The sequence below is a fragment of the Haloactinomyces albus genome, from assembly GCF_031458135.1.
GTDB classification, from domain to species: domain Bacteria; phylum Actinomycetota; class Actinomycetes; order Mycobacteriales; family Pseudonocardiaceae; genus Haloactinomyces; species Haloactinomyces albus.
In genome coordinates this window covers 235,216-251,782 of record NZ_JAVDXW010000002.1, presented here as the reverse complement: position 1 = coordinate 251,782, position 16,567 = coordinate 235,216, and the positions used below count along the sequence as shown (strand labels likewise).

Below are 16,567 nucleotides of genomic sequence, written 5' to 3'. Positions count from 1 at the left end.
TCCGGGTCGTAGAGCCGCTCGATTTCCCAACCGGGACGATCCGGGAAGCCGGCGATCGCATCACGCCCCTCCGCGAGGAGCCGCCACAGCGCCTCCGGCGTGTCCACCCCGCCCGGGTAGCGCCCCGCATCGACACGATCGCAATCGGTTCGTCCGGCGCGCGCCGTGCGGCCACGACATCGACCCGCGCCGTCCCCGACGCGGTGTCGCGCATCGTGGTCGCGAGGAACCGTGTGAGTTCCCTCGGAGTGGGGTGGTCGAACAACAGACTTGCCGGAAGCTTCTCGCCAACGAGAGCCGCAAGACGATTGCGGGATTCCACGGCCATCAGCGAGTCGAGGCCGAGATCGCGGACCGGTCCGTCGACCGGGACAGCCGCCGCTTCCGGCAGACCCAGGACCGTGGCGAGTTCGCCGCGCACCATCTCGACCAACACTGCCTCGCGCTCGGACTCGGAAAGGCCGGCGAGGCGCTCGGCGAGCTGCGACCCCTTGACCGTCCCCGCGGCTCGCCGGAAGCGGCGGCGCACGAGACCCCGCAGGAGCGCGGGGAGTGCGCCTTCCTTCGCCCGGTGTTCGAGCCGACTGCGGTCGAACGGGATCGGGGCGAGGAGCGCTTCGGGCCGTCCGAGGGCTTCGTCGAGAAGTCGCATGCCGAGCTCGGGGTCGATCGGGAGGCCACCCATCTGCCCCAGCCGGTGCTGGAGCAGATCGTCGAGGCTGGTCGCGAGGCCCACCTCGGTCCACACGCCCCAGGCGAGACTTACCGCGGGCAAGCCCATGCGTCGCCGCCGCGCCGCGAGCGAGTCGAGGGCCGCGTTCGCCGCGGCGTAGTTGGCCTGTCCCGCACTGCCGAGGGTTCCTGCGGCGGACGAGAACACGACGAAAGCCGACAACGGCAGATCCGCCGTGAGCTCGTGCAGATGGAACGCCGCGTCGATCTTGGGGCGCAGCACCGTGTCGACTCGCTCCGGCGTGAGATCCGTGAGGAGCCCGTCGTCGAGGACCGCCGCGGTGTGGAACACAGCCGTCAGCGGACGCTCCGCAGGCACGGAATCAAGGACGGCCGCGAGCGCTGTCCGGTCGGACACGTCGCAGGCGTGCACCGTCACCGTGGCCGCGCCCGCCGCTTCCAGCTCCGCCACGAGCTCGGCGGCCCCACTCGCCGCGGGCCCGGACCGCGACACCAGAGCGAGGTGCCGAATCCCGTGCTCGGCGATGAGGTGGTGCGCGAGGACGCGAGCAAGGCCGCCCGTACCGCCGGTGATGAGCACGGTCCCGTGGGTGTTCCAGGTGGGCGCCGCCGGCTCTTCCGCGCGATCCACGGGCAGCAGCCGGAGCGCGGCGAGTATTCCGCCGCGCAGGACGAGCTGAGGCTCGTCGTGCGGGAGCCGAGCCACGAGGTCGTCGATCGCATCCGGAGGTCCGTCGGTTTCCGTCTCCGTGTCCACCAGAACGAGTGGCCGATCCGGATGTTCCTCCTGGAACGCGCGCCCGATCCCCCAGAGCGCCCCCATGGCGGGAGACGGCAAGGCTTCCGCCGAGCCGCCCTCGGTGGCCCGGCGCGTGAGCCAGACGACTCGGGTATCGCCGAGATCGTCCTCGGCCAGCCATCCTTTCAGCCAGGCGAGGGCGCGGTGGGTCAGGTCGCGGACGGCGGCGGGTGTCGCGTCCGTGTCGGGCCAACGGACGACCAGGGCGGACGCCCCCTCCTCCCGCACGCGATCCGCGAGCGCGGCGAAGTCGGGCGCGGCAACGTCGACCTCCAGGTAGCCGGTCGCCGGTCCCGTCGGCGTGTCCGCCACGGCGTCAGGGATGGGATCGCCGACGACGTGATAGAGCGACGACGGCGCCGTTGCCGCGGCCGAGTCCGCCACCTCCCGGATCCGCGCCTCCGTGACCGCCTCGGTGGCCACCGCGCCGATCGTCGCGACCGGATCGCCCGCGGGGTCGAAGAGCGCGAGGCGAACCCGTCCCTCGGCTGCTCGCGTCACCCGCGCTCGGATCGTCGTCGCCCCGACCGCGTGGAGCATCGCGTCCGTGACCGTGCACGGCAGGTGCACCGTATCGTCCTCGTCGGAGCGGGGAAGGATTCGCGTCGCGGCTGCGAGCGCCGCCTCGACGAGCGCCGGGTGCGCCCCGAACGACTCGGCCTCGTCCTGAACCTCCTCCGGCAGCGACGCCTCGACGACGACCTCGTCGTCGGTGATCCAGCCCCGCGTGACCGTCCGAAAGGTCGGCCCGTACGCGTGTCCGTCGTCGTCGAGCGACGCGTAGAGCCCGTCGACGTCGAGGGGAGTGGCCCCCGGCGGCGGCCCGCCGCCGGGGGTGACGGGCGCCTCGGTCGTTCGTTCGGCGAGCTTTCCGGTCGCGTTCCGCACCCACGGCCCGTCGGCGAGGCGACTGTGCAGCGTGAAGCGTCGGTGGCCGCCCCGCTCGGGTTCGAGTACCAGCTGCAACCGCCGCGCACCGGCGTCGAGCGGGATCGGTGCCTCGATCGAGGCGTCGGCGACCCGTTCGAGACCGACCTGGTCCGCCGCGTGCAGCACGAGGTCGACGAACGTCGCGGCAGGCAGGAGTGCGGTGTCGAAGACGTGATGCTCCGCGTGCCACGGGCGAGCGAGCGCTGCGGTGCTGCCCGTGAAGACGACGGTGTCGTCCGAGAGGTCCGTACGGCCTGCGAGGAGCGGGTGCTCTCCGGCATCGAGGCCGAAGGCCGACGCGTCCCCGTGACCCGCGTCGGCAAGCTCCAGCCAGTAGTGCTGCCGCTGGAACGCATAGGTCGGCAGGTCGACCGGCCGCGCGCCGGTGCTCGTGTAGACGGTGGCCCAGTCGATTGGCCGCCCGTGCGCGAAGAGTTCCGCGGCGGCGTGGCGCAGGCGGGAGGCACTGTCCTCGTCCCGGTGCAGCGACCCGACGACTGCATCGTGCCCCGCGGCGCGAAGCGTTGCGACAAGCAGCGGATGGGCACCGAGCTCGACGAACGCCGTTTCCTCTCCAGGCGCGAGCGCGTCGAGTGCCCGGTCGAGGCGCACCGGCCTGCGGAGGTTGTCGACCCAGTAGTCCGCGTCGAGGACGTGTCCGTCAACGGCATCGCCCCGCACCGTTGAATAGATCGCGATGTGGCCGGCACGGGGGGTCAGCCCGCCGAGTTCGGCGCGAATCCCGTCCAGAATCGGGTCCACCTGCGATGAGTGCGAGGCGTAGTCGACCGCGATCCGGCGGCAGTGGATGCCCTCCGCTTCGAGCTCGGTCAGGAAGCTCTCGAGCGCGGCGGAATCACCTGCCACGACCGTCGACTCGGCGGTGTTGACGACCGCGACCGACAGGTCATCGCCACGCGCGGCGAGCCGCCGTTCGACCTCGTCGACCGGCAGCCCCACACTGCCCATCCCGCCTTCTCCGTCGAGACCGGCGATGAGCCGACTGCGTACGCCGACGACCCGTGCACCGTCGGCGAGACTCAACGCGCCTGCGGCCACCGCGGCGGCCACCTCGCCCTGGCTGTGGCCGACGACGCCGTCCGGTACGACACCCCATAGCGCCCACACCCGTGCGAGCGCCACCGCCACCGCGAAGAGGACCGGCTGAACCACCGCCACCTTCCGCAGCGCCTCCTGCTGAGCGTCATCGTCCTGCTCGAGCACCGCGAGCACGGAGAAACCGACATGCGGTCGCAACGCCTCGTCACACTCGACGAGCGCGGCCCGGAAGGTCTCGTCCCCGAGAAGCGAACGGCACATGCCGGGGTACTGGCTGCCCTGCCCCGGGAACAGGAAGATCGTCCGCTCGCGGTGGGCGGTCGCCCGCACCGCGCCGGAAGGCAGCGACCCTTCGGCGACGGAGCGGAGTGCCGGGACCGCGTTGCCCCGATCCCGAGCCGGAAGGCAGAGCCGTTCGGTCGACGGCGTGCGGGTCATGACCGTGCTGTAGGCAATGTCGCGAAGCACCGGAGCCTCGTCGCGGGCCGGTCCGCCCGACTCCATGGGGTCCGGCTCCATGAGGTCGGCGAGCCGTGCCGCGTTCGCCCGAAGCGCCGCTTCGGTGTGCCCGCTGAGCACGATCGGGAACGGCGAGGCAGCCGATCGGGGCTCGGCGCCGCCGTCGTGCTCGACCTGCTCGGCAGGTGGTGCCTCTTCGAGGATGACGTGGGCGTTCGTCCCCGAGATGCCGAACGAGCTCACCGCGGCCCTACGGACGTGTCCTTCTCGGCGCGGCCACGGCACCGAACTCTCGAGGAGCCGGACGTGTCCCGCCGACCAGTCAACGTGCGGAGTCGGTGACTCGGTGTACAGGGAGCGGGGAAGCTCCTCGTGCCGCAGCGCCTGCACCATTTTGATCAAACCGGCGGCACCGGCAGCCGCCTGCGGATGTCCCAGGTTCGACTTGATCGATCCGACCCAGAGTGGCCGCTCTGCGGTGTGCGCCTGACCGTAGGTCGCCTGCAGCGCGTTGGCCTCGATCGGGTCGCCGAGGGGGGTTCCGGTGCCGTGCGCCTCCACCACGTCGACGTCGGCGGCGCCGAGGTCGGCCGCCGTGAGCGCGGCACGAATGACGCGCTCCTGTGACGGCCCGTTGGGCGCCGTCAGCCCCTGGCTGCGACCGTCCTGATTGACCGCGCCCGACCGCAGTACCGCAAGGACCTCGTGTCCGTTCGCCCGCGCGTCGGACAGCCGCTCGAGGAGCAGCATGCCGCACCCCTCGGACCAGCCCGCCCCGTCGGCCTGTTCCGAGAACGGTTTGCAGCGTCCGTCCGGCGCCAACCCGCGTTGCCTGCTGAACTCGACGAACGCGAATGGGGTCGCCATCACCGCGACACCACCGGCGAGAGCGAGGTCGCATTCCCCCTTCCTGAGTGCTTCCATCGCCATGTGGACCGTCACCAGTGACGAGCTGCAGGCCGTGTCGACGGAGATCGCAGGCCCCTGCAGGCCGAGCGTGTACGAGACGCGGCCGGACAGGATGCTGTGCCCCCCTGCGGTGCCGTTGTGCCCGTCGAAGTTCGCCAGGTCACGCCCGAGCCGGGCGAAGTAGTCGTCGTACATCGCGCCGACGTAGACGCCGGTGAGACTGCCCTGCAGCGACGCGACCGGCACGCGCGCCCGCTCGAGTAGCTCCCAGCAGGTCTCCAGCAGGATCCGCTGTTGCGGGTCCATCCGCTCCGCCTCCTTCGGGCTGATCCCGAAGAACGCCGGATCGAACAGGTCGACGTCGTCGAGGAAGCCGCCCTCCTTGGTGAGCGAGCGCCCCGGGGCGTCCGGGTCCGGATCGTAGAGGCTGTCGATGCTCCACCCCGGTCGGCTCTCCGGAAACGCCCCGACCGCGTCGTCTCCCTCCGCGACGAGCTGCCACAGTGCCTCCGGCGTGTCCGCTCCACCCGGGTAGCGCCCGGCCATCGACACGACGGCGATGGGCTCGTTGGCCCGCGATCTGAGCTCGCCGAGTTTCTGGTTGGCCTGCTGCAGCGCCGCGACCGCGCGCCGCGCCCTTTCTTGCGGATCCGTCACTGACGACATCGGCTTTTCGTCCTTCGGCGCGCTCATTCGAGCTTCCTGATCTCTTGGTCGAGGAGGTCGTCGAGGTCTTCGTCGGCCACACCATCCAGAGCACGACCTGCCTCCTGGTTCCCCTCTCGCTGCGCCCGCAGCCGCGTGGCGAGATCGAGGAGCCGTTCCACCGCGCTGTCCTCGTCGAGGGCGGCGAGTGGTGTCCGCTCGAGCAGCTCGACCGCCTCGGCGATCGGTGAGGGGGCAGCCTGCGGCGTCCCGACGAGCGAGGTGAGATAGCCGGCGAGCGCGCGCGGCACCGGCCGGTCGAACAGCAGGGTGGCAGGCAGGCGCTCGCCGACCAAACCCGACAACCGGTTTCGCAGCTCGACCGCCATGAGTGAGTCGAGTCCGAGCTCCTGGATGGGCCGGTCGACGGCGACGGACGCGGGTTCGGAAAGCCCGAGTACCGCAGCGAGCTCCCAGCGCACCGCGTCGAGCACCGCCTTCTCACGCTCGGCTTCGGGGAGAGGCCCGAGCCGCTCGAGGAGCCGCGAACGCTCCGCTGCCATCGCCGAGGCACGACGTGCGGGGGGTCGCACGAGTCCGCGAAGCATCGGCGCCGGCGCGCTCTGCTCCGTGTTCGCGGCCCGCTGCAGCGCTGCACGGTCCAGCCGCACCGGAGCGAGGTATGCGTCGTGCCTGGCGAGCGCTTCGTCCAGCAGCGCCACTCCGGTCTCCGGGTCGAGGGGGACGAACCCGGAGCGCCGGATCCGGCGCTGGAACGTCTCGTCCATGACCGCAACGAGGCCCACCTCGGCCCAGCTGCCCCAGGCGAGGCTGGTCGCGGGGAGACCGCGATGCCTGCGCAGCGCAGCGAGGGCGTCGATGGCGGCATTCGCGGCCGCGTAGTTGGCCTGTGCGGCGCCGCCGAGGGTGCCTGCCATCGACGAGAACAGCATGAACGCACGCAGGTCCATGCCTTCGGTCAGTTCGTGCAGGTGCACCGCCGCGTCGACCTTCGGCCGGAGGACCGCGTCGACCCGCGCCTGCGTCAGGTCGGGGAGGAGACCGTCGTCCAGGACGGTGGCCGTGTGCACCACCGCGGTCAGTGGATGTGCCTTGTCGATCGACGCGAGGGCCGCCTCCAGCTGCCCGCGATCGGAGACGTCGCAGGAGACAGCGGTGACTTTCTCGGCGCCGAGCGCTTCGAGTTCCTCGACGAGCGCCGAGGCGCCCGGCGAGTTCGGACCCGAACGCGACAGCAGGAGCAGGTGCCGAGCACCGTGGCGGGTGACGAGATGCCTGCTCGTCACCCGCGCCAACCCGCCGGTGCCGCCCGTGACGAGCACCGTGCCGTCAGGGTGCAGGGCGGGGACGAGCGCGTCCCCGTCGTCGACATCCGGTTCCCTCGGCTCGACCGGAGCGAGCCTCGGCATCGCGAGTTCTCCGTCTCGGAGGAGGAACTCGGTCTCGCCGTCCGGTAGGCGGCCGAGCAGGGCCGACAGAGCCTCGTCGCTCGGCATCTCGTCGACGTCGAGGTGCACGAGGAGGCGTTCGGGGTGCTCCTCCCGGAACGTCCGTCCGAGACCCCAGAGGGTCGCCGCGCCCGGATCTGCGGATTCGTCCCCGTCGCGAGCGACCGCACGGCGCGTGATCCAGACGACCCTTGCTTCCGCAAGCACCTCGGCCGCGAGCCAGTGCTGCAGCCAGGCAAGACCACGATGCGCCGCCTCGCGGATGTCATCGGCGCTCGCCTCTTCTCCGGGGTTCGGCACGGAATCCCACCGGGCGACGAGCGTGGGCCGAGCCGCTTCCGTGTCCGTGTCCTCGACGACACGATCCAGATCCGGTTCGCGCGGATCGACGTCGACGAACGCGATGGGACCGCCGAATCCTTCGGCCAGTACCTGCGGCGCGGTCATCCGGTACAGATGGGTTGCCTGGCCGCGGAGAGAGCGCCGGATTCCCGTCGCGCTCGTCGGCTGCCCGGAGACGGCGCCCACGGACGCGACCGGCGCTCCAGCGGGATCGAAGAGCGCGAGAGTCACCTCGCTCGTGCCGTCGTCGGCCCCGGTCACCGGGGCGATGCGGGCCCGGAGCGCGGTCGCCCCAACCGCGTGCAGCCGCACGTCCCGCCATGCGAACGGGAGGGATACGCCGCCGCCGTCACGTGCGGGTTCGGCAACCGCGTGCAGCGCCGCGTCGAACAGCACAGGGTGCATACCGAAGGCGTCGGCCTCCGCACTCACCTCGTCCGGCAGGTCCACATCCGCGAAGAGCACGCCGTCTCGTTTCCACAGCCTGCGCAAGCCACGGAAATTCGGCCCGTAGGACAGGCCGCGTCCCTCGAGACGCTCGTAGAGTGCCTCGACGTCGACCGGCTCGGCGCCGGCAGGCGGCCACGATTCGAGCCTGTCGGGCTGCTGCTCCGCGGGCCCCAGCACACCGGACGCGTGCTGAACCCACGGCTCGTCCGGGGCCGCCTCGATGGTCGGCCCCTTACCCCTGCTCCGGAGAACGTAGGAACGGGTCCCGCCGTCCTCGGGTGCGCCGACAGCGAGCTGGATCCGCCGAGGTCGTCCGGCCTCGAGAGCGAGCGGTGCCTCGAGGACGGTGTCGACGACGCCATCAAGGTCGACGCGCCGCGCCGCGTGCAGCGCCATGTCCACGATCGCGACACCGGGGACCAGCGTCGTGTCGAAGACGCGGTGCTCGGTGAGCCAGGAGTGCGTCTCGACGTCGATGCTTCCGGTGAAGACCACGCTTCCATCGGGGAGATCCGTCCGCCCCCCGAGGAACGGGTGCTCACCCGCGTCGAGACCGAATGCGGCGGCGTCACCGCGTCCCGTCGCCGCGAGCCGAAGCCAGTAGTGCTGCCGCTGGAAGGCATAGGTGGGTAGCGCGACCGATCGCGCCCCCGTGCCGTCGAAGACCGCCCCCCAATCGACGGTGAGGCCGTGGGCGAATGTTTCGGCAACCGCACGGCGGAAGCGTGCCGCCGCGTCGCCGTCCCGGTGGAGCGAGCCGACCACCGCGTCGTGTCCTGCGCTCCGCAGCGGCGCGACCAGCAGAGGATGCGCGCTCAGCTCGACGAAGGCCGTCTCCGCGCCGGACGTCACCGATTCGAGGGCCAGGTCGAGCCGTACCGGCCGACGCAGGTTGTCGGCCCAGTAATCGGCATCGAGTTCGGGGCCGTCGAGCGGTCGGCCGAGCACCGTCGAGTAGAGCGGAAAGCGGGCCCTCCGCGGTGAGACCGCCGCGAGCTCGTGCCTGATGGCGGGGAGTATCGGATCGACCTGCGGCGAGTGGGAGGCGTAGTCGACCGCGATCCTGCGGCAGTACACCCCTTCTGCTTCGAGCTCGGCGAGGAACGCCTCCAGCTCTTCCCGATCTCCTGCGACCACCGTGGACTCCGCGGTGTTCACGACCGCGACCGAGAGCGCGCCGCCCCGGTCGCGAAGCCGTCGCTGAATCTCCTCGACCGGGAGACCGACGCTGCCCATGCCGCTGTCGCCGGCCAAACCGTCGACGAGCCGGCTACGGACGTGGACTATGCGGGCGCCGTCCTCGAGGCTGAGGGCCCCGGCCACGACAGCGGCCGCCACCTCCCCCTGGCTGTGTCCGATGACTCCGGCGGGTTCGATTCCGACGTGTTCCCAGAGTCGACCGAGCGCGACCGCCACGGCGAACAGCAACGGCTGGACCACTGTCACCCGGGTCATCGCCTCGCGTTGCGACTCGTCGTCGGCCTCGAGGAGCTCGAGCACGGAGAACCCGGTGTGCGGGCGAAGTGCGTCGTCACAGCCGGCTAGCGCCGCCCGGAACGTCGGGTCGTCGAGCAGTGCTCGGCACATCCCCGGGTACTGGCTGCCTTGCCCGGGGAACACGAAGATCGCCTGCGTGCTGGTGGCGGTCACTCGCACGGCGCCCGACGGGAGCGTGCCATCGGCCACGGCGCGCAGCGCCTCGATCGCCTCCTCGTTGCCCGACACCGGGACGACCGCACGATGCAGGAAGGCATCGCGCGTGCGCACCAGGCTGGCGGCGACGTCGAGTGCGACAGCGGTCTCCTGGGAGGTGTCGATGTGGGCGGCGAGCCGCGCCGCGTTCGCCCGAAGTGCCTCGTCACTGTGCCCGGTCACGACGAACGGGACCGGGGCGAGCGAGGCGCTCTCGCCCGCACGCGAGCGGGAGGAGGGAACGGTGTCGAGGCCGGTGCCGTCCTCCGGTGCCTCCTCCACGATCACGTGGGCGTTCGTCCCGGAGATCCCGAAGGAACTCACACCGGCGCGGCGGACGTGCCCGGACCGTCGCGGCCAGGACATCGGCTCCGAGAGAAGCAGCATGTGGCCCGCGGTCCAGTCGACGTGTTCGGTCGGCTCGTCGGCGTGCAGGGTCCGAGGCAGCTGCTCGTGCTGGAGCGCCGAGACCATCTTGATCACACCGGCGACGCCGGCCGCAGCCTGCGTGTGACCGAGGTTGGACTTGACCGATCCCAGGGCAAAGAGCGCCTCGTCCGTGCGCGCCCGGCCGTACGTCGCGGCGAGCGCGTTCGCCTCGATCGGGTCGCCGAGCGTCGTGCCGGTCCCGTGCGCCTCCACCGCGTCGATGTCGGATGGAGCCAGGTCGCCGGCGGCGAGGGCCGCGCGGATCACCCGCTGCTGCGAGGGTCCGTTCGGTGCGGTGAGTCCCTGGCTGCGGCCGTCCTGGTTGATCGCGCCCGACCGGAGCACCGCCAGCACGTCGTGCCCGTTCTTCCGCGCGTCGGACAGCCGTTCGAGCAACAGGATGCCGCACCCTTCTGACCACGCGACCCCGTCCGCGTGCCGGGAAAACGACTTGCAGCGGCCGTCGGGTGCCAAGCCCCCCTGTCGGCTGAACTCGACGAACATGTTCGGGGTGGACATCACCGTGACGCCCCCCGCGAGGGCGAGCTCGCACTCGCCGCGCCGCAGTGCCTGCATCGCCATGTGCATGGTCACCAGCGACGAACTGCACGCGGTGTCGAGGGAGACGGCAGGCCCTTGTAATCCAAGGGTGTAGGCGATGCGACCGGACAGCAGGCTGCCGCCGCCCGCGGCGCTGTTGTGCCCGTCGAAGTTCGCGAGGTCCTGTCCGAGGCGTCCGAAGTAGTCGTCGTACATCACGCCGATGTAGGCGCCGGTCAGGCTCCCCTCGAGGCGCGAGGCGGGAATGCGGCCCCGTTCGAGCGCTTCCCAGCACGTCTCGAGGAGAATGCGCTGTTGCGGGTCGAGTCGTTCGGCTTCGCGCGGGCTGATCCCGAAGAATTCCGGGTCGAACAGGCCCGCGTCATGAAGGAACCCGCCCTCCCCCGTCATCGAACGACCCGGGGCCTCCGGATCGGGGTCGTAGAGTCGTTCGGTGTTCCAGCCGGGCCGGTCGGGAAAACCCGTGATCGCGTCGCCGCCGTTCGTCAACAGCTGCCAGAGCGCCTCCGGCGAGTTCACGTCGCCCGGGTAGCGGCACGCCATCGACACGATCGCGATCGGTTCGTCCGTCGCGGCGGGCGCGGACGCTGCCGAGTCGGCGTCACCGATCTCCCGCGACGTTTCCGGACGCGTCGTAGTGGCGAGGTGATCGATGAGGTAGCGCGCGAGAGCCGTCGGCGACGGGTGGTCGAACAGCAGGCTCGCGGGCAGTGTTTCGCCGGCGAGCGCGGACAGACGATTCCGCGCCTCCACCGCCATCAGCGAGTCGAGACCGAGATCCTGCACCGGTTGCGCGTCGGGAACCGATGAACCGTGCGGCAGTCCCAGGACCGCCGCCACTTCCTCGCGTACCGCGTCGAGGACGATGCGCTCCCGTTGGGATTCGGGTGTCCGGGCGAACCGCTCCGCGAATCCCGAAGCGGGGGCGCTCGCGCTGGGCCGCACGGCTCCCTGGCGCGCCCCGAGCTCGACAACAAGAGTCCGGAGCACTGCAGGAACCGTCGTCGCCGAGGTCAGCCCGGCCCGGTCGAGGGACACCGGCGTGAGGGTTGCTTCCGGCCGCGCGAGCGCGTCGTCGAATAGACGCAGCCCGGTCTTCGGCTCGATGAACCGCAGCCACTCTCGCCGCAGCCGCCGCTGCAGCGCCTCGTCCATGTCGGCGGCCATCCCGGTCTCGGCCCACGGTCCCCACGCCAGACTCGTGGCCGCGAGCCCGAGGGCTTTTCGCCGCAGCGCCAACGCATCGAGCGCGGCGTTGGCAGCGGCGTAATGCCCCTGGGCACTACTCCCGAACGTTCCCGACGCCGATGAGAACAGCACGAACGCCGACAGGGGCATCGACTCGGTCAGCTCGTGCAGGTGCAACGCCGCGTCGACCTTCGCCTGCAGCACCGCATCCGTGCGCTCCGGTGTCAGGTCGCCGAGGAGACCGTCGTCGACGACACCGGCCGCGTGCACGACCGCACCGAGAGGCCGCGTGTCGGGAACCGAGGCCAGCGCCTCGTCCAGTTCGACTCGAACCGAGACATCGCAGCCGCGCACCATCACCGTCTCTGCGCCCTCCGCCTGGAGTTCACGCACGAGATCGTCGGCTCCGGACGCTTCCGTCCCGGACCGGGACAGCAGCAGCAGGTGACGCACCCCGTGGGTCGCGACGAGATGGTGGGCGATCATGCGACCGAGCCCACCGGTCCCACCGGTGACCAGCACGGTTGCGTCCGGGTCGATGGGGAAGCTGTCCGCGCTATCGTCCTCGTCCTCGACGGCGATGAGCCGGGGCACGAACAGTTCCTCCGCGCGAAGGACGAGCTGGCTCTCGTCGGCGGGCAGTGTCCGGAGTGTCCGGTCGAGAAGGTCGTCGGCGGTTTCGTCGACGTCGAGCAGAACGAGGGAGCGGTCCGGGTGCTCCGCCTGCAGGGTCCGCCCGATTCCCCACAAGGCGGCCGCTGCCGGGGAGGCCGCGCGATCGCCGTCGCCGACCGTGCAGGCGTTGCGGGTCACCCACAGCACGCGCGCGTCGCGGAGCGTGTCGGTGTCCAGCCAATGCTGGAGCCATGTCAGGGCGCGTTTCGTGGTCGCGTGCACCGCCTCCGCCGCCGCTTCCTGCCGGGGCCAGCGGACCACGAGCGTCGGAGGAGCGGGGGGCGCTGTGTCCATCCGAGACGTGCCCGCCAGCCCGGCGAAGTCGGGCTCACAAGTATCGACGAAGACAAGGGAGCTACCGTTCTGCCTCTCGGACGGTTCCGCCGAACGCGGCTCGAATGCCACGTGAAACAGATCCCGTTGCCGCTCCTGCCGGAGAAATCGCTCGCGAGGCGCTCGGTGCGCGGAGAATCCGTGGAGGTGAAATACCGTTTCTCCGGCAGCGTCACGGCCGACGAGGTCATCGGCCCGGGTCATCGACTCCTGGGTCCGAAGACCGCTGCTCGTGGCGCTTTGGATCGGGGCAGGGTTCCCGGTCCAGACGAGCCGTTCGATGAGGAACGGCAACTGTGGGGTGCCCTGTTCGAGCCGGTCCAGAAGGGACATCGCCACGCCGAAGGCGTTGTCGAGAAGTCCGGCGGGGATCGGGCTTCCGGGTGCGTCGATGTCCCTTGGCGCTTCGAAGATTCCGTGTCGTGCGTCGTCGGTGCCTTCGAAGGCGCGAAGCCAGCGCCAGCGTGAGCCCCAATCGATCTCGAGCGCGCTCAGCTCGTCGAGAACCTCGTTCATGCCCCGGCCTGCGACTTCCCTTGTCAGTGCTTCCGGCAACGGGGGAAGAGCGGGCGTTGTTCCCGGTTCGTCGGCTGGGGTGAGTCGGGCGCGTGCGTGGGTGGTCCACTGGTCGTGCTGCCTGCTGGCGAGGGTGGCGTGGAACGTCTCAGTGGCATCGGGGGCATCGCCTTCGGGGATGAGGTGTACCTGCACCGGCACGCTGCCATCGACCGAGTCGAACGTCAGCGCCTCCACGAACTGCACATCCTCCACCGCCACCGGCCGGTGCGGCCAGCGGCTCGCCGCGATGGCCAGCAGTATCGAGGCGTGGAAGGCTCCTGGCACCACCACACGCCCGAACACCCGATGGTCGGCCAAATACGACTGCGCACCAGGACCCACCCGCAACGCGTGCACACACCCACCATCAGGCAACACAAGCCGCTGCCCCGCCAAGGACCACCGACACGTCTCACCCAAGCCCTCACCAAACCCCGTGCCACTGTCAGTGACAGGCGTATCGAGCCAGTAGTGTTCGTGTTGGAAGGCGTAGGTGGGTAGTTGGGTGGGGCTCGCCTCGGTGGGTTCGTAGAAGGTGTGCCAGTCGGGTTGGTGTCCGGTGGTGTGTAGTGTTCCCAGTGCGGTGGTGAATGCCGCGGGCTCACCGGATTGGCCGGGTCGGCTGTGCAGGGTGGGGATGAATGTGGTCGGGTGTTGGTCGGGTACGCATTGTGTGGCTATGGTGCTGGCGGTGTTGTCCGGTCCGCATTCCACGAAGGTGCGGGCTCCGATGGCCACCGCCGAGTCGATTCCGTCCTGGAAGCGCACTGTTTTGCGGGTATGCCGGGCCCAGTAGTTCGGGGAGCTTAGTTCCGCAGTTGTCAACGGTTGGCCGGTGATGTTGCTGATCACCGGAATCTCCAGTTCGCTGAACCGGCATTTCGCTGCGGTCTGTTGGAGTTCCGGGAGTGCGGTGTCCATGTGTCCGCTGTGGAACGCGTGACTGACCGATAACCGCCGCGTCTTCCGTCCCTCTTGCTTGAACCGGGTGGCTACCTGATCGACAGCGTCCGCGTTCCCGGAGATCACGCATTGCGACGGCCCGTTGACTGCCGCCAGCCACACCCTTTCAGGCAACACCGCCCGGATTTCGTCTTCGCTGGCTTGTAGCGATGCCATTGCCCCATCGGTGCGGCACTGTTGCATCAATCGACCTCGGGCGGCGACCAACATTGCTGCGTCAGGGAGTGACAGCCCCCCCGACACATGTACCGCGGCCAGCTCCCCGATGGAATGGCCCACCAGCACATCCGGGCTGATTCCCAACCGCTGCAACCGGTGAAACAGTGCCACCTCAAGAGTGAACAATGCCGGTTGGGCGTATTCCGTCCGTGTCAGGTATTCGGCCGCTTCGGAAGACTCATCGGCCCACATCACCGATAACAGAGGTCGGGCCAAGTGCTCCTCGAAGGCCGCAGCGATCTTCTGCACATCAGCCCGAAAATCGGGATCTGCCGTAGCCAAACCACGGCCCATGCCCAGGCGTTGGCTGCCCTGCCCGGTGAACAGCATCCCCAGTGCACCCGGCGACGGCTCTCCTGCTGTCACGGTCACGTCCGGCGGGCGCGCACCCCGTTCAAGTGCACGCAGGCCGGAGATCGCCTGATCCCGCGAGGAAGCCATCACCGATGCCCGACAGTCAAAGGCCTTGCGCCGCGTCGCCAGGGTGAGCCCCACATCCACCAGCGAGACCCCCGAGTCCTCCGCCAGGTACGCCGCCAACCGCCCCGCATTCGCCCGCAACGCCGACTCACTACGACCGGACACAAGAATCGGCAGCACAGAATCCGACAACAAATGCTCAGACTCGGCCCCGATTGCCCGCACCGCCCCGACCTCGGGCGTCGCGTTTTCCACGACCGCGGGCTCAACCGGGCACTCGTCGGCAGCACCGCTCAACGCGTCCGCTTCCGCACCCTCAACTCTCGACGTCTCCACACCACCCGGGGTGGATGCCTCTTCGACGATCACGTGGGCGTTCGTGCCCGAGATGCCGAACGAGCTCACCCCAGCACGTCGAACGTGTTCGTGCCGATGGGGCCACGGCACCGTTTCGTCGAGGAGGCGAACATTGCCCGATGCCCAGTCGACGTGCGAGGTGGGCGCGTCGGCATACAACGATCGCGGCAGTTCCTCGTGCTGCAGCGCTTGCACCATCTTGATCACTCCGGCGACTCCCGCCGCCGCCTGCGGATGGCCAATGTTCGACTTGATCGAGCCCACGTACAACGGCGCCTGCTCGGAATGCGCCTTCCCGTAGGTCGACAGCAGCGCATGAGCCTCCATCGGATCCCCCAGCGAGGTGCCGGTGCCGTGCGCCTCGACGGCATCCACCTCCGATGGCTCGAGCCCACCCGCCGCCAACGCCGCGCCGATCACCCGCTCCTGGGCCGGCCCGTTCGGCGCCGTGAGCCCCTGGCTGCGGCCGTCCTGATTGACCGCGCTCGACCGCAACACCGCCAACACCTCACGGCTATTGGCCCGCGCGTCCGACAACCGCTCCAGAAGCAACACCCCACAGCCCTCGGACCACCCCACACCGTCCGCCGCATCGGAGAACGGCTTGCAGCGACCATCCGGGGCGGTGAGCTTCTGGCGGCTGAACTCGACCATGGCCCAGGGCGTTGCCATCACCGTCACTCCGCCCGCGAAGGCGAGATCGCACTCACCACGCCGCAACCCCTGCATCGCCAGGTGCAGCGCCACCAGCGACGAACTGCACGCCGTGTCCACCGACACCGCAGGCCCCTGCAGCCCCAGCGTGTAGGAAATGCGGCCGGACGCCGTGCTCCCGAGCATGCCGGTGGCGATATGTCCGTCGAGGGAGTCGAGCTTGGCGAGGTGCTGGTGCGCGTAATCGCTGTGTTGGATACCGACGTAGACGCCGGTCGAATTACGCTCGAGCGAGTCCGGCGTGATGGCACCGCGCTCGATCGCCTCCCAGGACGTCTCCAGCAGCAACCGCTGCTGCGGATCAAGTCGCTCCGCCTCCCGCGGGCTGATCCCGAAAAACTCCGGATCGAACAACCCCGCGTCCTCGACGAAACCACCCTCGCGGGCATACGTCGTACCCACCGCATCCGGATCCGGATCATAAAGACCCTCGGCGTTCCACATCGGCCGATCCGGAAACGCACTGACAGCATCCCGGCCCTCCACCACCAGATCCCACAATCCCTCCGGCGAACGAACTCCCCCCGGATAACGACAAGCCATCGCCACCACCGCGATCGGCTCGTCGATGCGATGCCGGAGCTCCTCCGAGCGGCTCCTTTCCTTCTGGAGTGCGGCGGTGACACGACGCAGATAGGCGCGGAGATCGGATTCTTCAGGCATGACCTAACAATCGTTGAGGGGAATGAGGTTCATCGGGAAC

The 16,567-nt window shown here is 69.9% G+C and carries 2 protein-coding genes and 2 pseudogenes; all 4 read right to left on the bottom strand.

Translation table 11 applies throughout. The features are described 5' to 3' along the window. Positions 1 to 107, bottom strand: a 107-nt coding sequence (locus JOF55_RS24675) for a beta-ketoacyl synthase N-terminal-like domain-containing protein (RefSeq protein ID WP_374727615.1), incomplete at its 3' end; no start/stop codon positions are given. A gap of 176 nt (positions 108 to 283) precedes the next feature. Further along, positions 284 to 3,742: pseudogene (locus tag JOF55_RS23945) on the bottom strand (type I polyketide synthase); the annotation flags it as partial. Between the two features lie 267 nt (positions 3,743 to 4,009). Beyond that, positions 4,010 to 5,506, bottom strand: a pseudogene (locus JOF55_RS24730) (type I polyketide synthase); the annotation flags it as partial. Between the two features lie 32 nt (positions 5,507 to 5,538). Further along, positions 5,539 to 16,497 carry a type I polyketide synthase gene (locus tag JOF55_RS23940; RefSeq protein WP_445352019.1) on the bottom strand — a complete coding sequence of 3,653 codons (10,959 nt, stop codon included), beginning with the start codon at positions 16,495 to 16,497 and terminating at the stop codon, positions 5,539 to 5,541. Positions 16,498 to 16,567: the final 70 nt, after the last annotated feature.